The organism is Embleya sp. NPDC001921, assembly GCF_053594475.1.
In genome coordinates, this window is sequence record NZ_JBSFEO010000029.1 from 103,048 (window position 1) to 121,427 (window position 18,380).

The window sequence follows — 18,380 nt, forward strand, 5'->3', positions numbered from 1 at the left end:
CGCCCCGGTTGCCTCGCCGCCGCGTCTTGTCGCCGGCCGGCCCGAGGGCGCGGGTCCGGCCGGCGACGGTCGTCGGGACCGGCGACGGCCGCTACGACTCGTAGCGTTCGGGCTTGGCGGAGCGCGAGAGCAGGGCCATGCCGACCGACGGGGGCTTGCCGCCGTGCATGATCGAGACCACCACGTCGGTGATCGGCATCTCGACGCCGTACCGGCGCGCGAGCGTCTGCACCGACTCGCAGGACTTGAAGCCCTCGGCGATCTGCCGGCTGTCCCGCACCGCCTCCTCGATCGGCATGCCCCGGCCGATCTTCTCGCCGAAGGTGCGGTTGCGCGACAGCGGCGACGTGCAGGTGGCCACCAGGTCGCCCAGGCCCGCCAGGCCCGCGAAGGTGTGCGCGTCGGCGCCCATCGCGGCACCCAGTCGGGCCGTCTCGGCCAGTCCCCGGGTGATCAGCGTCGCCTTGGTGTTGTCGCCCATGCCCATGCCGTCCGCCATCCCGACGGCGAGCGCGATCACGTTCTTGACCGCGCCGCCGAGTTCGCAGCCGACCACGTCGGTGTTCGTGTACGGGCGGAAGTAGGGCGTGTGGCTGGCCTCCTGGAGCCGCCGGGCGACCTCTTCGTCGGTACACGCCATCACGCTCGCGGCGGGCTGGCGCTGGGCGATCTCCATCGCCAGGTTGGGCCCGCTGACCACCGCGATCCGGCCCTCGGACACGCCGGTGACCTCGCGGATCACCTCGCTCATCCGGTTCGCGGTGCCCAGCTCGACGCCCTTCATCAAGCTGACCAGGACCGCGTCGTCGGGCAGCAGCGGCGCCCACGCGGTGAGGTTGCCGCGCAGCGTCTGGGAAGGTACCGAGAAGACCACGAACTCCGCGCCCTCGGCCGCCTTCGCCGGGTCGGTGGTGGCCTGGATCCCGGTCGGCAGCGCGATCCCGGGCAGATACTCGGCGTTCTCGTGCCGCGCGTTGATCGCGTCGGCCATTTCCGGGCGCCGGCCCCACATCACCACGTCGCAACCCGCCTCGGCGAGCACGATCGAAAAGGCGGTTCCCCAGGAACCCATGCCGAATACCGCGCAGCGCGTCATGCGCGGCCATCCTCGGTGTGCTCGGTGCCGGCGCGCTCGCCCGCGGGCCGTTCGGTCTCGGTCTTCGCCGCCTCGGCCCCGGTCGGGACCTCGACCTTGGGCACGTCGACCTTGCCGACCTCGACCCTCGGGGTCGCGGTGCGCGGCGGCTCCGCGTGCGCCGGCTCCGGCGCGGAGGACCCGATCGGGTCGGTGTCGCCGGGAACCGTTCGACTCGGCTCGATCTCGGCCCGCGCCTCGTCCTCGTCCTGGTCCTCGCCCTTGCGGCCGGACGCCTTGCGGACGCCGGCGTTCGGCGGAGCGGGCTCCTCGCGCAGCTTGGCGAGCAGTTCGGTCACCGCCTCCATGATCCGGTCGGTCGCGCCGCGCAACACGTCCGCGGTCAGCTCGCGCCCGCGGAACTCGTCCAGGTCCACCGGCGGCCCGGCCAGCACGTGCATCGTCTTGCGCGGCAGCAGACGCGGCCGCTTGCCGTAGGGCGGCAACAACTCGTGCGCGCCCCACTGGGCCACCGGAATCACCGGGGCGCCGGTGGTCAGCGCGATCCGCGCCGCGCCGGTCTTGCCCGGCATCGGCCACAGCGCCTTGTCCCGGGTGATCGTGCCCTCCGGGTAGACCGCGACGCACTCGCCCTTCTCCACCGCCTCCACGGCCGCGCGGAACGCGAGCGCGGCGTCGGCGGAGTCCCGGTAGACCGGGATCTGGCCGGCGCCGGCCAGCACCCGACCGACGAACGGGATCTTGAACAGGCCGGATTTGGCCAGGAAGCGCGGCACCCGGCCGCTGTCGTACTGATAGTGCGCATAGGTCAGCGGGTCGACATAGGAGATGTGGTTCACCGCCGTGACGAACCCGCCCGACGTCGGGATGTTCTCGGTGCCCCGCCAGTCGCGTTTCGTGAACAACAACAGCAGGGGCTTGATCACCACGACCGCCAGGCGGTACCAGAAACCGATCCTTCGGCGGGCCACCGGCGTTCCTCCCGTTCATGTGTTTCAGATCCGAGCGTGTCGACGCGAAAGTCCCGCCTCGATGTTTCCGCCGCCGTGTCGCTCCTCACACCATCGACGTTCCCCGCGAGAAGCACGGAACATCGATTCTGGCGGAACATCGATTCTGTACGGCGGACCCCACAGTTTCCCCCGGGCCTTCCGCATTGTCGAGAAACGTCCTCGTCGACCGACGAGGATATGGGCTTACGGTACGGATGCGAGGATCTTGCCGATGTCCCCCGCCACGGATTCCACCGCCCGGCGCCGGCCCGCCGGCGACGGTCGTCCCGCATCCTCCGGCACGCGCGCGTGGCGGCTCGTGGTGCCGGTGAAACCGCTGTCGATCGCCAAGAGCCGCCTCGCCGGCACGATCGGTCCCGGCCATCGCCCCGAACTCGCCCTCGCCTTCGCCCTGGACACCGTTCGGGCGGCACTGGCCTGCGCGCGCGTGCACGGCGTGCTCGTGGTCACCGACGACGCGCGGGTCGCGGCGGCGATCCGCGCGCTGGGCGCGGACGTGGTCGCCGACGTCGGCGGCGGTCTGAACGCCGCGCTCGCGCACGGGGCCCGGGTGGCCGGCGAGCGCCGGCCGCGGACCGGGGTGGCCGCGCTGTCCGCAGATCTTCCGGCGTTGCGGACCCGGGAGTTGGATCGGGTGCTGGCCGCCGCGACGCGCGCGCCGCGGGCGTTCCTGGCGGACGCGGCGGGAGTGGGCACCACGTTGCTCACGGCCGCGGCCGGCGTCCCGCTCGCGCCCGGCTTCGGCGGCCCCTCCCGGGCCCGGCACCTGGCCTCGGGCGCGGTCGAACTCACGCCCTACGACGTGGATTCGGTGCGCCGGGACGTGGACACCGGCGAGGATCTGCGGGCCGCGATCACGCTGGGCGTCGGCGCGGCCACCGCCGCGCTGCTCCCGTCCGTGCCGTTTCTGCCGCGTGCGGCCGCCTCCTGACGCCGCGTCGGATCGACGGCGGCGGGTGTGGTCGCCACGGCGGCGGTGGGTGACGGCGGTGGGTGACAGGTGACGGACAGGCGACAATGGGGTCATGCAGGGGACCGTGTACACCTTCGAGACCGACTCGCGGGAGGGCGTCGTGCTGCTCGACGACGGCTCTCCCGTGCCCTTCGACGCGGCGGCGTTCGACGCCGGCGGAATGCGGTTCCTGCGCCCTGGTCAGCGGGTGCGGATGACCATGGACGCGAGCGGTGATCGGGTCGTGCTGGTGACGCTGTACACCTTGCCGGATCCGCTGCGCTGACCCCCGCGCCGGAGGTCGGCACGCACGGCGACGGGCCGGAACCCCGAGTGGGATTCCGGCCCGTCGTTGTGTCGTCGGCCGTCGACCGGCCGCCGATGTCCGCCGCGTCAGGCCTTCTTGGCCGCGCGCTTGGTGGCGGGCTTCCTGGTCGCGGGCGCCTTCGCGGCGGCGGCGGGCTTGGCCGCGGCCGGCTTGGCGGTCGCGGCCTTCGGCGCGGCCTTGGTCGCCTTCGCCTTGGTCGCCGGAGCCTTGGCCGCGGCTGCGGCCGGAGTGCTCTTGACGGCCTTGGTGGTGGTGGCCTTGGTGGTGCTGGTCGCGGCCTTGGCCGTGACCTTCTTCGCCGCGGCCGGCTTGCTCGCGGCCTTGGTCGCGGGCGCCTTGGTCGCCTTCTTGGCGGCGGGCTTGGCGACCGCCGTCGTCTTGGCGGCGGCCGCGGTCTTGCGGGTGGTCGCGGCCGGGGTCTTGACCGCCGCGGCGCGCGTGGTGGCCGGCTTCGCCGGCGCCTTCTTCGCCGTGGTGGTCTTGCGGGTCGTCGCCTTCGCGGCGGGCGCCGTGGCGTCCGTCGCGATCACGCGCGGAGTCGGGCTGCTCTTGGCGGCCGCGCTCTTCACGTTGGGCTTGGGGAGCTTCTTCGTCCCGCTGGTGTAGTCCTTGAAGCCCTGGCCCGCGCGGAAGCGCGGCACCGAGGTCTTCTTGACGCGCACCCGCTCACCGGTCTGCGGGTTGCGGGCGTATCGAGCCGGACGGTCCACCTTCTCGAACGAGCCGAAGCCCGTGATGGACACCCGGTCTCCTCCCGTGACCGCACGAACGATGGTGTCGAGGACGGCATCGACTGCCTCTGCGGCGGCCTTGCGGCCACCCAGTCGGTCAGCGACCGCCTCGACGAGCTGCGCCTTGTTCACGTCTTCCCCTTCGGAAACCGATGCCGGGACAGTTCAGCCGGCATTGGGCACGCTAAGCATCCAAAAGTGCCGAAGCAATTACCGAACGGGCGAATCACCCTTGTGTCGCAACGGATTCAGGCTTCGGCGGTGTCCCGCGAACTCGCGGGCCCCGCGTCCAACTCGTCCATGAGCTTGGTCAGTCGCCGCGAGGCGTCCGCCAAATCATGCTTTGCCGCGTCGGTGATGACCAACAAGCGGCGTATTAGCGCCACTTTAGCCTCGTTCGGTAGTCGGAGCCTACGCACCCGGGCGTGGGCGACCTTCAACCGGGTGGCCAGTTCGGCGAAGAGTTCCACTTCTTCGAACTCGTTCACGTGTCGGCCTTGGTGCTCCACACCGCAATTGTGACAGCTCATCCGGCTATGGGCACAACGGGGCGCCCATTGGAGCGAACGCCGAACATGCGAACGGCGGGACGCGATCGCGTCCCGCCGTTCAATCCTCACGGATTCCCTTGCCCTGCAAGGGAGTTCGAAATCAGCCCACCGGTTGGGTGCGCGGCAGCCAACTCGGCCGGTTTGCCTCGAACGAGGTGATGTCCTCCTCGTGACGCAGGGTCAGACCGATGTCGTCCAGCCCTTCCAGCAGCCGCCAGCGCGTGTAGTCGTCGATCTCGAAGTCCGCGACGAGGTCGCCCGCGCGGACCTGACGGTCCACCAGATCCACGGTGATCTCGGCGGTGGGATCGGCCTCGGTCAACGCCCACAGGCGTTCGACCGTCTCCTGCGGCAGCACGACGGTCAACAAACCGCCCTTTTGCGAGTTGCCGCGGAAGATATCCGCGAAGCGGGCCGAGATGACGGCGCGGAACCCGTAGTTCTGCAGGGCCCACACCGCGTGCTCACGCGAGGACCCGGTGCCGAAGTCGGGACCGGCCACCAGGACCGTGGCGCCGGCCCGCTCCGGCCGGTTCAGCACGAACTCCGGGTTCTTGCGCCAGGCTTCGAACAGTCCGTCCTCGAAGCCGTCGCGGGTGACCTTCTTGAGCCAGTGCGCGGGGATGATCTGGTCGGTGTCCACGTTGCTCTCGCGCAGCGGGACGGCCGTTCCGGTGTGGGTGGTGAAGGCTTCCATCGCTCAGACTCCTGCGGTGTTCAGGTCGGCGGGTGCGGCCAGGTGGCCCAGCACCGCGGTCGCGGCCGCGACCTGCGGCGAGACCAGGTGGGTGCGGCCGCCCTTGCCCTGCCGCCCCTCGAAGTTGCGGTTGGACGTGGACGCGCTGCGCTCGCCGGGGGCGAGCTGGTCGGGGTTCATGCCCAGGCACATCGAGCAACCCGCGTAGCGCCACTCGGCGCCGAACTCGGTGAACACCTTGTCCAGGCCCTCGGACACGGCCTGGAGCGAGACCCGCACCGAACCGGGAACGACCAGCATCCGCACGCCGTCGGCGACCTTGCGGCCCTTGATGATGCCGGCCACCTCGCGCAGGTCCTCGATCCGACCGTTGGTGCACGAGCCGACGAAGACCGTGTCCACCGCGATCTCGCGCAGTTTCTGGCCCGCCGTCAGACCCATGTACGCGATGGCCTTTTCGGCCGCCGCGCGCTCGACCGGGTCCTCGATCTCCACCGGGTCCGGCACCGAGTCGGCCAGCGGCGCACCCTGGCCGGGGTTGGTCCCCCACGTCACGAACGGCGACAGTTCGGCCGCGTCGATGACGACCTCCTTGTCGAACACCGCGTCCGCCTCGGTCGCCAGGCTCTTCCAATACGCCAGCGCGGTGTCCCAGTCGGCGCCCTGCGGCGCGTGCGGGCGGCCGTTCAGATACTCGAACGTGGTCTCGTCCGGGGCGATCATCCCGGCCCGGGCGCCGGCCTCGATCGACATGTTGCACACGGTCATCCGGCCCTCCATCGAGAGGTTCCGGATCGCCTGACCGCGGTACTCGATGACGTAGCCCTGACCGCCGCCGGTGCCGATCCGCGCGATCACCGCGAGGATCAGGTCCTTGGCGCCGACCCCCTCGGGCAGGTCGCCCTCGACGGTGACCGCCATCGTCTTGAACGGCGCCATCGGCAGCGTCTGGGTCGCCAGCACGTGCTCGACCTGGCTGGTGCCGATACCGAACGCCAGAGCGCCGAAGGCACCGTGGGTGGCGGTGTGGCTGTCGCCGCAGACCACGGTCATGCCCGGCTGGGTCAGCCCGAGCTGCGGGCCGACCACGTGCACGATGCCCTGCTCGACGTCGCCCAGCGAGTGGATCCGCACTCCGAACTCGGCGGCGTTCTTGCGCAGCGTCTCGATCTGGGCGCGCGAGACCGGGTCCGCGATGGGTTTGTCGACGTCGAGCGTCGGCGTGTTGTGGTCCTCGGTCGCGATCGTCAGATCGGTGCGCCGGACCGGCCGACCGGCCTGGCGCAGACCGTCGAACGCCTGCGGACTGGTCACCTCGTGCAGCAGGTGCAGGTCGATGTAGAGCAGGTCCGGCTCGCCCTCCGCGCGACGCACCACATGTGCGTCCCAGACCTTCTCCGCGAGTGTCCGTCCCATCGCTGTCCCTCCGGCCGGCGCCATTGCCGGCGCTGTGTGTCTTCTGTCGCGCGGGTGCGGCTGATTCCGTATCCGCGGTCGACGCCCTGACGCGTGCCCGCGTCCCGACGGCTCCCGGCTGTTGCCCCGGTGCTCGGGTTCGGCGCGTTGCGCCACTGTGCCGGCACCGGCCTCGGTCACGGACTTGCGTCTCGTAATCCGAGACGGCAATATCAAGGCATGGACAATTCTAGCGGAGTCGGCGTTCTCGACAAGGCCGCTGTCGTGCTGGCCGCGCTCGAAGCCGGTCCTGCCACGCTCGCGGGACTCGTCGCCATAACCGGTCTTGCCCGGCCCACCGCACATCGACTCGCGGTGGCCCTGGAACACCACCGTCTGGTCGCGCGCGACATGCAGGGGCGTTTCGTGCTCGGCCCGCGGCTGGCCGAGCTGGCCGCGGCGGCCGGCGAGGACCGCCTGCTGGCCGCCGCACACCCGGTGCTCGCGCACATGCGCGACATCACCGGCGAGAGCGCGCAGCTCTACCGACGCCAGGGCGACATGCGCGTGTGCGTGGCCGCGGCCGAGCGGCTCTCCGGCCTGCGCGACACCGTCCCGGTGGGCAGCACACTGCCGATGAAGGCCGGATCGGCCGCGCAGTGCCTGCTCGCGTGGGAGGAGCCCGAGCGGCTGCACCGCGGCCTGCAGGGCGCGCGGTTCACCGCGACCACGCTCTCCGGCGTGCGACGCCGCGGCTGGGCGCAGAGCATCGGCGAACGGGAACCCGGCGTCGCGTCCGTCTCCGCCGCCGTGCGCGGCCCGAGCAACCGCGTGGTGGCCGCCGTGTCCGTCTCCGGCCCGATCGAGCGGCTGACCCGGCATCCGGGCCGCCTGCACGCGCAGGCCGTCATGGAGGCCGCGGCCAAGTTGTCCGACGCGCTGCGTCGGGCCCAGGTGGAGGTCTGACCGCCCCGCTCCCCGGGCGCCGACGGGCGTCCGGGGAACCAGGCCACGTGCCGCGCCTCGAAGCCGAGCGGGCACAGCCGCCCCGGACGAACGGGTGCGCCCCGAAACCGCCAAGCCCCGAAGCCGCACGAACAACGAAGCCACACAACGAAGAAGAGCCACACAACGAAGAAGACCTCCCGCGATCGCGAGAGGTCTTCTTCTTCGAGGTAGCCCCGACGGGATTCGAACCCGCGCTACCGCCTTGAGAGGGCGGCGTGCTAGGCCACTACACAACGGGGCCTCGTACCACTGGTGTTGCTCGGTGCCGTGGAAGCCGCGAACGGCTGATCTGGTAGCCCCGACGGGATTCGAACCCGCGCTACCGCCTTGAGAGGGCGACGTGCTAGGCCACTACACAACGGGGCCAGATCATCAATCATGAACTTCTTCCAGCGACATCGCCCGAAGACGGACGATGTAGCTGGGGTACCAGGACTCGAACCTAGACTAACGGAACCAGAAACCGTCGGGCTGCCAATTACCCCATACCCCAATGCTCCGTCCTTCGCGTTACCCGGGGGCTTTTGCGAGGACTTCGCTCCGTGCCGCTCCCTTGCGGGGCGGCACGAGAAGAACTTTACCCGATGAGGCGCGCGTGACCAAAACGGGTTACCGGACCCTCGTTCGAACCACCACAAGTCCGGGTGTCCCGCCCATGATCGGCCGCGCGCGGCGGGTCATCCGCGTTTGATCACCGTGTTCGTGAGGGTGCCGACGCCACCCACGGTGACCGAGACCCGGTCGCCCACGTGCAGCGGACCGACCCCCGCCGGCGTACCGGTGAGCAGCACGTCGCCGGGCAACAGCGTCATCGCCTGGGTGACGTGCACGATCAGTTCGGTGACGGTACGGATCATCTGCCCGGTGCTGCCGGCCTGGCGCACCTCGCCGTTGACGGTGCACGCCACGGTCAGGCCCTCGCCCTCGGAGACCTGGTCGAGGGTGATGTCGGTCTCCACCCACGGGCCCAGCGGGCAGAAGGTGTCCATGCCCTTGGCCCGACCCCACTGGCCCTCGGCCCGCTGCAGGTCGCGCGCGGTCACGTCGTTGGCGCAGGTGAAGCCGAAGATCACCTCGGCCACCCGCTCGGCCGGCACGTCCCGGCACATCCGACCGATCACCACGGCCAGTTCGGCCTCGTGGTGCACGTCGTCGGAGATCTGCGGGTAGGCGATCCCGTCGCCGTGCCCGATCACCGACGTGGACGGCTTGAGGAAGGTGATCGGCGCCTCGGGCACGGCGGAGCCCATCTCGGCGGCGTGCGCGGCGTAGTTCCGGCCGATCGCGACGACCTTGCTCGGCAGCACGGGCGCGAGCAGGCGGACCGAGGACAGCGCGTGTTGCGCGCCGGTGGGCCGCAGTTCGCCGAACGGGTGACCGGCGAGGGCGTGCACCACCAGCGACTCGGGTTGGTCCGCGTCGCCGGTCACCACCCCGAAGGAGACGGAGTCGTCGGTGGAGAACCTGGCGATGCGCAAGATGGGTCACCCTTGCCGGAGAGTCACGAACGAGACGTGCCCAAGGCTACGCGGGCGCGGGCCGCCTCGGCGTGCGGTCCGGCGGGGTCAGGCCGGGGTGTCCATCAGGTTGGTGCGCCTGGGGTTCGCGGTCCGCACCTCGGCGATGACCGACTCGTCGACGCCCGCCTCGGCCACCCGTTGGCGCGGCAGCACCACGTCCACCTGGGTGCGCCGGGGGTTGGCCGTGCTGGGGCGGTGCGTGCTGATGTTGTCCACGGTTCCCGGTTCTCGCTCTTCCTCGTCCGTACGCGTCCACACGTGCGTGTCCGCAAGTGCGTGCAGGGTGCAGCCTTGTCCTTCAAGATTACCCGTGGTTACGTCAGGGGTGGTCACGGGTCACCCGAGGGCGTCGATCACCGACTGCGCATCACGGTTTACACCAGGTGTTCGAACCGGGACGTCAATATGTGATTTTCACCTCCCCGGAACATCGGCAAACGTGTGGCGTTTTGCCCCTGATTGTCCCTTAATACCGGTCGTTTTCCTGGCGAAACGGCTTAACCGCCGACACCGGGTGCAATGGACATTTGTCCGGACCCCGCTATCTTGTTGCGGCCCCGTGGCTGTGCTGAAATGCCTGCGACCACGGGGGTGGTTCCCAACAAGCGGAGTTCCTTCACCTCACCGCGCGAACGCGGCCGAGGTGCCCTGGGAAGACGCGAATCCAGGGATTAACGCACACGAGCCTCGCCTTACCGGCGGGTCTAACGACTGGTCACAAGAGGTTGCGACGCTAGTGCAGGGACGTCGGAAGAAGCAGCACGACTCCGCAGGGGCCCCGGCCACGGCCGGTCCCTCCACGCCGGAGGTGCGAGCCCCGCAGCAAGCCAGCGGACCCCAGGATGCCAACGAGCCCGCCGACTCCGTCGGGGACTCCATAGCCGGCGCCGGGGCAGCCCGGCCCGCCGGGACGGCACCGTCCCGGCTCAAGTTGCTGTTCTCGATCAGGAACTGGCGCATCCGTACCCGGATCACCGCGCTGCTCCTGCTCCCGGTCGTGGTCGCCGCGTTGCTCGGCGGCCTGCGTATCCAGTCGTCGATCGACAAGACGCGCGAGATGGACACGGTGCAGAAGGCCGCGGCCATCATCGACCAGGCGTCGACGCTGGCCGCGTGGCTGGAGCAGGAACGCGACCTGCTCGCGCAGGCGAGCGTGGGTCCGTCGGCGGATCTGACGGCCGAGGTGAACAAGGCCAAGAAGACCACCGACGACCAGGTCACCGTCTACAACGCGACCGTCGCGAAGATGAACACCGACTCGATGCCGGTGCTCGGTGCCACGCTCAAGGACATCGGCCACTCGCTGACGGAGTTGAACCGAACCCGTCAGGACGCCTTCCGCACCAGCACCCGCAGCACGGTCGACGCCTACAACAAGATGATTCTGCAGCTTCTGCAGATCAACCAGGAGGCGCCCGAGGTCACCCGCGACCCCGACCTGATCCAGGGCGCCCGCGCCCTCGGTTCGTTCGGCGAGTCGAAGGCGTACGCGTCCTCGCAGCGCGCCGCGGTGATCGCGTACGGCCTCAAGCCGAACGAGATCCCGCTGGAGGCGAGCGAGACGCTCGCGCGCCTGAACGAGGCCGAGCAGAACGCGATCCGCGGCTTCACCAGCGTCGCGCCCGCCGACTGGAACACGGTCTACAAGACCGGCGTCAGTCGGGACAAGATCACCGCGGTCGAGGAGCGGTTCCAGCTCTTCAAGAGCATGGTCACCGCCGCGCTGGCCTCCAACAACAAGTCGAACGGCTCGGCCCGGCTGGAGAACGCGAACGACTTCACCACGCAGGAGTGGTGGACGCTGTCCACCGACAAGATCAGCGCGCTCGGCCAGGTCGAGGCCCAACTCGGCCTCAAGCTGACCGCCACCGCGAAGGAGCTGCGGGACGAGGCCCGTACCGACGCCTTGATCAACACGATCCTGGTCGTCGGCGCGCTGTTGATCACCATCCTGCTCGGTGTGATCGTGGCGCGGTCGCTGGTGCGTTCGCTCAACACCCTGCGGCGCTCCGCGCTCGAGGTCGCCGAGGAGCGGCTGCCCGAGACGGTGCGTCGGCTCTCCGAGTCCGATCCCGGCGACGTGGATCTGGCGATCGAGCCGATCGGCGTGTTGTCCCGGGACGAGATCGGCCAGGTGGCCCGCGCGTTCGACGCGGTGCACGCCGAGGCCGTGCGACTGGCCGCCGAACAGGCCCTGCTGCGTGGCAACGTCAACGCGATGTTCGTCAACCTCTCGCGTCGCAGCCAGAGCCTGATCCAGCGTCAGCTCGCGCTCATCTCCGACCTGGAGAACCGCGAGGCGGACCCGGACCAGCTCGCCAACCTGTTCAAGCTCGACCACCTCGCGACGCGTATGCGCCGCAACGGTGAGAACCTCCTGGTGCTCGCGGGTGAGGAGCCCGGCCGACGCTGGACCCGACCGGTTCCGCTGGTCGACGTGCTGCGCGCGGCGGCCTCCGAGGTGGAGCAGTACGAGCGGGTCGAGTTGGGCGCGCTGCCCACCACCGACATCGCCGGCCGCGCGGTCAACGACCTCGTGCACCTGCTCGCCGAGTTGCTGGAGAACTCGACCACGTTCTCCAGCCCGCACACCAAGGTGCGCGTGACCGGCCACATCCTCCCGGACGGCCGCGCGCTCATCGAGATCCACGACAACGGCATCGGCCTGACCGGCGACGACCTCGCCGACGCCAACCAGCGTCTGGCCCGTCCGCCGGTGGTGGACGTGTCCATCTCGCGCCGCATGGGTCTGTTCGTGGTCGGCCGACTGGCCACCCGGCACGGCATCCGCGTCCAGCTCCGGCCGGGCGAGGGTGGCGGTACCACCGCGCTGGTCATGCTCCCGATCGAACTCATCCAGGGCGACCGCCCCGGTGGCGGCGACGGGTGGAGCAAGGGCGGCGACAAGACCGCCGCGGCCGTGTCCGGCTGGTCCGAGGAACTGCCCTCGGCCGCGCCGGTCGCCCAGGCCCTGCCGGGGCCCCGGGTGGGCAGCCGCGCCGAGGAGCGCAACCGGCGGCGCGAACTGCCGCAGCGCGGTGCCGACGCACCGGCCCAGCCGGTCAACCAGGCCCCGCAGCCGACGCAGATCCCCAGCAACCGGCCCGCGCAGCCGCCGGTCCAGCAGGAGCCCTCGTACGGCAGCACGCAGTCCTTCGCGGCCCCGTCCTTCCAGGACGGTTCGGCCGGGACGGACACGCCGTACCCGGGCACGGTGAACCCGTTCGCGAGCGAGCCGGGCGTCACCAGCACCGGTGCGCACCGCGCGCCGAGTTCGCCGCCGCCCGCCACACCCGGTCGGGACAACCCGTTCGCACCGGTACTGCCGCAGCCGCCGCAGCACCAGCCGCGACCCGGCGACCCGCGCACCGGGGCCTTCCCGGCCGCACCCTCGGCGCCGATGTTCGGCGCCGGCGAGGACGACCGCGAGGTCGAGTCGCAGCAGGCGCGGTACGGGCAGGACACCGGGTCGTTCCCGGCCCCGCCGCAGCCGATGGACGGCTCCGGACGCGCCGGTGACACCTCGCAGTTCGCGTTCGGTACGCCGTACGCGGACGAGTCGCAGCCCGCGGCGGAGTTCGACCGGGGCGGCTACGAGCAGCCCGCGCAGCCGTTCGGCGGCCCGGGTGCGGAGCTCGCGCCGCGGTCGCAGGAGCGCGCGCCGGCTCCGTGGGGCACCGAGTACGACGAGCTCACCCCGGTGGCCCCGCTGCCGGCCGAGCCCGTCGCGCCGCCGGCCGACGTGCCGTCGGCCTACGACGCGCCGCGCCGCGAGGAACTGACCCGTCGTGAGGACCTGCCGCAGCGCGGCCAGGGCCCCGCGGACGGCGACCGCACCTCGGCCGGCGACGCGTTGCCGGTGCTGCGCGGCCTGCCGCAGGCTCGCCCCGAGCCCGCGCGGCAGGAGCGGGACGAGCACACCCGGGCCGAGCAGGCGCGCGGCCCGCAGGGTGACGTGCGACCGGCGGTCTCGCCGTTCGCGCCCGCCGGACCGGGTCGTTCGGAGGGCTCGCCCTTCGCGCCGGTCGGTGGGTCGGATAACGCCGAACAACTGCCCGCTCCCTCCGAGTTGGACATGAGCGCGCCGCCGAGCACCGGCGATGACGGTAGGCTGCCGATCTTCGACACGCTCGAGTCCGACTGGTTCCACCGGCAGGGCAACCGCGGCGGTCGGATGCGTGCCGCACAGGTCCGTTCCACGCCGCGAGGCGGGGAGCAGGCCACGCCGGCGCGCGAGCAGGCGGAGCCGGAGGCCGGTCCGCTCGGTGGTCTCGACCGCCGGGTGCCGATGGCGACCAACCCGCCGCAGACACCGGCGCCGGTCGAGCAGGTCCCGACCTTCGGTGCCGGGCGTCCGCAGCCCGTCACCGACATGTTCGGGACACCGACGGAACCGGACGAGATCGTCGAGCAGTCCCCCGCGGTCGCACCCGCCGTCGGCCCCCAGGGTCAGCAGTCCGGCTGGTACTCCGCCGGTGACGACGGTTGGCGCGCGGCGGAGGCCGCTCGCGAGCCGTCCTCGGGTGGCACCACCGGAGCGGGTCTGCCCCGCCGCGTGCCCCGCGCCAACCTGGTGCCGGGCGGCGTCGAGCAGTCCGGCGGCGCCCAGGCGTCGGGTCACCCGGGTGCGGGTCCTGCCGCTCCCGGCATCCGTCAGGAGCAGCCGGGCCGGCAGGCCACGCCGGGCGCTCCGGGCCTGTCCCGGTCGCCCGACGAGGTTCGCGGGCGTCTGACCAACTTCCGCCGGGGCATCCAGCAGGGTCGCACCGCCGGGTCCGGGGGATCCGCCCCTCGGCCTCGTGACGAGAACAACCAGGAGCAGGCATGACTGAGAAGTCGTTGAGCCAGGCCGCGCAGAACCTGAACTGGCTGATCACGAACTTCGTGGACAACACCCCCGGGGTGTCGCACACGGTCGTGGTCTCCGCGGACGGCCTGCTGCTCGCCCTGTCCGAGGGCTTCCCTCGCGACCGGGCCGACCAGCTCGCCGCCGTCGCATCGGGTTTGACCAGCCTGACCCAGGGTGCGTCCCGTATCTTCGAGGGCGGGCATGTGACCCAGACGGTCGTGGAAATGGAACGGGGTTTCCTCTTTATCATGTCGATTTCGGACGGCTCGTCGTTGGCCGTGCTGGCGTCGCCGGAGTGCGACATCGGCCTGATCGGCTACGAGATGGCCCTGCTCGTCGACCGCGCGGGTGCCGTGCTCACGCCGGCCCTGCGCGCCGAACTCCAAGGTGCACTGCCGCGATGACACCTCCGGATATGTCCGATCACGGGGACCAGGAGTTTCACGAGACCCTGGTCCGCCCGTACGCCATGACCGGTGGTCGCACCCGGCCTCGCTATCAGCTCGCGCTGGAGGCCCTGGTCACCACGACACCTCAGGTGGCCAACCCACCCGGCCTGTTGCCCGAGCACCAGCGCATCTGTGCGCTGTGTCGGGAGGTCAAGTCGGTAGCCGAGATCTCGGCTCTGCTCACCATCCCGCTCGGCGTCGCCCGCGTACTCGTCGCGGACCTCGCCGAAGCCGGGCTGGTGGTCATCCACCAGCCCGGGAACGACCAGGGGCAGCCGGACGTCACGCTGCTCGAAAGGGTGCTCAGTGGACTTCGCAAGCTCTAGCCCGGGCCCGGCCCCCGCCAGGTCCTCCACCACGTCGGCGAAGATCGTCGTCGCCGGCGGATTCGGCGTGGGCAAGACCACGCTCGTCGGTGCCGTCTCGGAGATCGCTCCGCTGCGTACCGAAGCGGTCATGACGTCCGCGAGCGCCGGTGTCGACGACCTGTCGGCGACGCCGGACAAGCAGACGACGACGGTCGCGATGGACTTCGGTCGTATCACGCTGGACGAGGATCTGATCCTGTACCTCTTCGGTACGCCGGGTCAGCACCGATTCTGGTTCATGTGGGACGACCTGGTCCGCGGTGCCATCGGCGCCGTGGTTCTCGTGGACACCCGGCGACTCGCCGATTGCTTCCCCGCGATCGACTACTTCGAGAACAGCGGGCTGCCGTTCATCGTGGCGTTGAACTGCTTCGACGGATTGCAGACCCACCACGCGGAGGATGTCCGCGAGGCATTGCAGATAGGGCCCGACACGCCGATCGTGAGCTGTGACGCACGGCGCCGCGAATCGGCCAAGTCGACCCTGATCACGCTGGTGGAGCACGCACTGATGGCTCGCCTGCGCTGACCTTCGGGTTCGGCCGCGCCGGTCCTCGGTAACTGCTCGAACCTGTTTTTTCGTATTGCGCACCACTTCACCTCAGGCGAATCCCATTGCGGGGTTCGCCTGAGGTGTTGTGGTTGCGAAGCCCCATGTGGCGGGATTCCCAAGGGCGTTCGAGCGTACGCGTTCGAGAATTTCGACAAATGTGTGACAGGACTCCGCGACATGCCCGGCCGAGTCCCCGCCTCGACCCGCACATTGCTAAGGTCCTCCCATAGTCATCTGTTGCCCAATTGATATCAGAACGTTTTGAGGCGCAGGCCCAACAACGAACCGAGGTGGGTTCGGTGGACGACAACAGCAGGCGCGCGGCGCAAGCGGCCCGCCTTCCGATGGTCGACGGAACGACCGAGTCGGGGCTGCCGCGAAGGCCCCCGCAGGCGAACCTGCTGCCGGGTGCGGCGGCCGAGGAGTTCGGCCTCGATCGCGAGCTGGCCGTGTCGCGGGAACCGGAAGAGGTCCGAGGGCGGCTGGAACGATTCGCGGTCGGACGCGAGTTGGCACGCCTCGAAGAGAGCGAACCGCTGCTGCCGCCCAATCCGATGACCGCGGCGAGTCCGCTGGCCTCGGCGCCCGTGCGTCCGCCCGCCCCCGCGCCGGCCCCGCTTCAGCCGCGGGCCGCGACGCCCGCCCCACCGGTCCCGCCGGTCCCGCCCGCGATGCCGTCACCACCGCCGGGGTCGCTGTCGCCGCTGCCGGCGGGCTGGGACGAACCGTGGGGCGACGGATGGCGATCGTTCCGCCCCGGCCGCCCCTGACGGTTCATCAGCTCCCGTTCTACGTACGGTCCGAACCCTCGGTGTCGTGGGCACCGGGGGTCAGGCCCGCCTTGAGCAGACCGTAGGTGTACGCGTCCTCCAGGGCCTGCCAGGACGCCGCGATCACGTTCTCCGCGACCCCGACGGTGCTCCACTCCTGCTTGCCGTCCGTGGTCTCCACCAGGACGCGGGTGATCGCGTCGGTGCCGTGCCGGCCCTCCAACAGACGCACCTTGTAGTCCACCAGCTCGAACGCCGCGAGCTGCGGGTAGATTTTCTCCAGGGCCAGCCGCAGCGCGCGGTCGAGCGCGTTGACCGGGCCGTTGCCCTCGCCGGTCGCCACGATCCGCTCACCCTTGGCCCGCAGCTTGACGGTGGCCTCGTTCACCGGCACGCCGTCGCCGCGCTGCTCGCTGATCGCGCGCCACGACTCCAGCGCGAAGAAGCGCGCGCGGCCCAGGCTCTCGTCGCGCAGCAGCAGTTCGAAGGACGCGTCCGCGGCCTCGTACGTGTAGCCGGCCGCCTCGCGCTCCTTGACCTGATTGACCACCCGGCCGACCAGATCCTTGTCGTTCGAGAGGTCGTAGCCCAGTTCCCTGCCCTTGAGCTCGATCGAGGCGCGTCCGGCCATGTCCGAGATCAGCATCCGCATGTCGTTGCCGACCAGCGCCGGGTCGATGTGCTGGTACAGGTCGGGGTCGACCTTGATCGCGGAGGCGTGCAGGCCGGCCTTGTGCGCGAACGCGGACACGCCCACGTAGGGCAGGTGCGTGGAGGGGGCCAGGTTGACCACCTCGGCGATCGCGTGCGAGATCCGGGTCATCTCGCGCAGCTTGCCCTCGGGCAGCACGCGCATGTCCTGCTTGAGTTCGAGGTTGCCGACCACCTGGAACAGGTTGGCGTTGCCCACGCGTTCGCCGTAGCCGTTGGCGGTGCACTGGACGTGCGTGGCGCCGCCCTCGACGGCCGCGATCGTGTTGGCCACGGCACACCCGGTGTCGTCCTGCGCGTGGATGCCCAGGCGCGCCCCGGTGCCCGCGTGCACGGCACCGACGATCTCGCGGACCCCGCTGGGCAACATCCCGCCGTTGGTGTCGCACAGCACGACCACCTCGGCGCCGGCCTCGTGCGCGGCGGCGACCACGCTCAGCGCGTACTCGGGATTGGCCCGGTAGCCGTCGAAGAAGTGCTCGCAGTCGACGAACACCCGGCGGCCCTGGGCGCGCAGGTGGGCGACCGTGTCCCGGACCATCTCCAGGTTCTCGTCCAGCGTGGTGCGCAGCGCGAGCGAGACGTGCTTGTCGTGCGACTTGGCCACCAGGCACACCACCGGCGCCTGCGCGTCGAGCAGGGCCTGGACCTGGGGGTCGGCCGCGGCGGTGGTACCGGCCTTGCGGGTCGAGCCGAAGGCGACCAGGACCGCGTGCGCGAGATCGAGTTCCTCCCGGGCCCGGCGGAAGAACTCGGTGTCGCGCGGTACCGCGCCGGGCCACCCGCCCTCGATGAAGCCCACGCCGAAGTCGTCCAGGTGGCGGGCCACGGTGAGCTTGTCGGACACCGTCAGGTTGATGCCCTCGCGCTGCGAGCCGTCCCGCAGGGTGGTGTCGAAGACGTGGAAGGCGCTCGGGTCGGTCGTCGTGGGGTGCATTGGCCTCGGTTCTCCCGTCGGTCAAGAAAATGGCGGGCCCGTGCTCGCTCGCTCGCCGCGTGGGTGGTGCGGCCAAACAAAAAGACCCCTCGCGGTCGCGAGAGGTCTGCGTGCGGGCGGTGGGCGGTATGGCACCCCTTGTGAGGGATCAACCCGTTGCCGGCACGCTGCGGCTAATAATGAGCCACTGCTGCATACTCGCGAGTCTCGCACATGAGGTTGCGCGTGGTGCGGGAGTCTCACTATGTGGGCCATGGTCGGGGGCGGAGTTGTGTGTGCCCATCCGCTCCGCCCGTGGCGTCGAGCGGGCGGGTTGCGGTTTCGGGCGAAATGCCGCGTTGCGGCGGGCTCCGCCACGGCAGGCAGGGCGCGGGGCCGCTGCGGATCCGGCCGCTCTCCCGGCGCGTCAGCGCCCACGACTCGATCGTCGACCGGTGATCGACGAGCCTGCG

17 protein-coding genes and 3 tRNA genes are annotated in these 18,380 nt (G+C 70.7%); 8 read left to right on the forward strand and 12 right to left on the reverse strand.

Annotated elements, in window-relative coordinates; all coding sequences use genetic code 11:
• Positions 1–91: 91 nt before the first annotated feature.
• On the reverse strand, positions 92–1,096 hold the full coding sequence (locus ACWCPW_RS30325; RefSeq protein ID WP_449764753.1) for an NAD(P)H-dependent glycerol-3-phosphate dehydrogenase: 1,005 nt from the start codon (positions 1,094–1,096) through the stop codon (positions 92–94).
• Positions 1,093–2,067, reverse strand: coding sequence for a 1-acyl-sn-glycerol-3-phosphate acyltransferase (locus tag ACWCPW_RS30330; protein WP_449764754.1), 975 nt, complete (start codon positions 2,065–2,067; stop codon positions 1,093–1,095). The genes ACWCPW_RS30325 and ACWCPW_RS30330 overlap by 4 nt, the downstream gene beginning before the upstream one ends.
• Positions 2,068–2,320: 253 nt before the next feature.
• On the opposite strand from ACWCPW_RS30330, the gene cofC reads away from it, so the two are divergent.
• Both cofC and ACWCPW_RS30340 read left to right on the forward strand, forming a co-directional pair.
• Entirely contained in the window at positions 2,321–3,040 is a 720-nt protein-coding gene (cofC, locus tag ACWCPW_RS30335; protein WP_449764755.1) for a 2-phospho-L-lactate guanylyltransferase, read from the forward strand.
• Positions 3,041–3,134: 94 nt separating this feature from the next.
• Positions 3,135–3,347: a hypothetical protein gene (locus ACWCPW_RS30340; RefSeq protein ID WP_449764756.1), complete on the forward strand. Its 213-nt coding sequence runs from the start codon at positions 3,135–3,137 to the stop codon at positions 3,345–3,347.
• Between the two features lie 107 nt (positions 3,348–3,454).
• Here ACWCPW_RS30340 and ACWCPW_RS30345 read toward each other — a convergent pair whose 3' ends face one another.
• The 4 genes from ACWCPW_RS30345 to leuC form a co-directional block, all read right to left on the reverse strand.
• Entirely contained in the window at positions 3,455–4,252 is a 798-nt protein-coding gene (locus tag ACWCPW_RS30345) for an HU family DNA-binding protein (protein WP_449764757.1), read from the reverse strand.
• 116 nt (positions 4,253–4,368) lie between these two features.
• The gene (locus ACWCPW_RS30350; protein ID WP_052173824.1) at positions 4,369–4,650 is read right to left on the reverse strand and encodes an SCO5555 family protein; all 282 of its coding nucleotides are present in this window, start codon (positions 4,648–4,650) and stop codon (positions 4,369–4,371) included.
• Between the two features lie 121 nt (positions 4,651–4,771).
• A complete protein-coding gene (gene leuD, locus ACWCPW_RS30355) occupies positions 4,772–5,368 on the reverse strand; it encodes a 3-isopropylmalate dehydratase small subunit (RefSeq protein ID WP_449764758.1) in 597 nt (198 codons plus the stop codon).
• Between the two features lie 3 nt (positions 5,369–5,371).
• Complete coding sequence (gene leuC, locus ACWCPW_RS30360; protein ID WP_449764759.1) at positions 5,372–6,784, reverse strand: 3-isopropylmalate dehydratase large subunit; 1,413 nt, start codon at positions 6,782–6,784, stop codon at positions 5,372–5,374.
• Positions 6,785–7,003: 219 nt separating this feature from the next.
• Between leuC and ACWCPW_RS30365 the strand changes: the two genes are divergently transcribed.
• A complete protein-coding gene (locus ACWCPW_RS30365; protein WP_026218813.1) occupies positions 7,004–7,729 on the forward strand; it encodes an IclR family transcriptional regulator in 726 nt (241 codons plus the stop codon).
• Positions 7,730–7,939: 210 nt separating this feature from the next.
• On the opposite strand, the gene ACWCPW_RS30370 is transcribed toward ACWCPW_RS30365, so the two are convergent.
• From ACWCPW_RS30370 to ACWCPW_RS30390, 5 genes are all read right to left on the reverse strand, one after another.
• Positions 7,940–8,012, reverse strand: a tRNA-Glu gene (locus tag ACWCPW_RS30370).
• A gap of 49 nt (positions 8,013–8,061) precedes the next feature.
• Positions 8,062–8,137, reverse strand: a tRNA-Glu gene (locus ACWCPW_RS30375).
• 55 nt (positions 8,138–8,192) lie between these two features.
• Positions 8,193–8,264: transfer RNA gene (locus ACWCPW_RS30380), tRNA-Gln, on the reverse strand.
• Between the two features lie 184 nt (positions 8,265–8,448).
• Complete coding sequence (locus ACWCPW_RS30385; RefSeq protein ID WP_406298583.1) at positions 8,449–9,249, reverse strand: fumarylacetoacetate hydrolase family protein; 801 nt, start codon at positions 9,247–9,249, stop codon at positions 8,449–8,451.
• 87 nt (positions 9,250–9,336) lie between these two features.
• Positions 9,337–9,507 carry a hypothetical protein gene (locus ACWCPW_RS30390; RefSeq protein WP_449764760.1) on the reverse strand — a complete coding sequence of 57 codons (171 nt, stop codon included), beginning with the start codon at positions 9,505–9,507 and terminating at the stop codon, positions 9,337–9,339.
• Between the two features lie 520 nt (positions 9,508–10,027).
• Between ACWCPW_RS30390 and ACWCPW_RS30395 the strand changes: the two genes are divergently transcribed.
• The 5 genes from ACWCPW_RS30395 to ACWCPW_RS30415 all read left to right on the forward strand — a co-directional run bounded on the left by ACWCPW_RS30395 (position 10,028) and on the right by ACWCPW_RS30415 (position 16,280).
• Positions 10,028–14,119, forward strand: coding sequence for a nitrate- and nitrite sensing domain-containing protein (locus ACWCPW_RS30395; protein WP_449764761.1), 4,092 nt, complete (start codon positions 10,028–10,030; stop codon positions 14,117–14,119).
• Entirely contained in the window at positions 14,116–14,544 is a 429-nt protein-coding gene (locus ACWCPW_RS30400) for a roadblock/LC7 domain-containing protein (RefSeq protein ID WP_020553297.1), read from the forward strand. Before ACWCPW_RS30395 ends, ACWCPW_RS30400 begins: the two co-directional genes overlap by 4 nt.
• Positions 14,436–14,915: a DUF742 domain-containing protein gene (locus tag ACWCPW_RS30405; protein ID WP_449764762.1), complete on the forward strand. Its 480-nt coding sequence runs from the start codon at positions 14,436–14,438 to the stop codon at positions 14,913–14,915. Before ACWCPW_RS30400 ends, ACWCPW_RS30405 begins: the two co-directional genes overlap by 109 nt.
• The gene (locus ACWCPW_RS30410; RefSeq protein WP_161364843.1) at positions 14,896–15,486 is read left to right on the forward strand and encodes an ATP/GTP-binding protein; all 591 of its coding nucleotides are present in this window, start codon (positions 14,896–14,898) and stop codon (positions 15,484–15,486) included. The genes ACWCPW_RS30405 and ACWCPW_RS30410 overlap by 20 nt, the downstream gene beginning before the upstream one ends.
• A 323-nt stretch (positions 15,487–15,809) precedes the next feature.
• On the forward strand, positions 15,810–16,280 hold the full coding sequence (locus tag ACWCPW_RS30415; protein WP_449764763.1) for a hypothetical protein: 471 nt from the start codon (positions 15,810–15,812) through the stop codon (positions 16,278–16,280).
• Positions 16,281–16,299: 19 nt separating this feature from the next.
• On the opposite strand, the gene cimA is transcribed toward ACWCPW_RS30415, so the two are convergent.
• Positions 16,300–17,928 carry a citramalate synthase gene (gene cimA / locus ACWCPW_RS30420; protein WP_449764764.1) on the reverse strand — a complete coding sequence of 543 codons (1,629 nt, stop codon included), beginning with the start codon at positions 17,926–17,928 and terminating at the stop codon, positions 16,300–16,302.
• Positions 17,929–18,380: the final 452 nt, after the last annotated feature.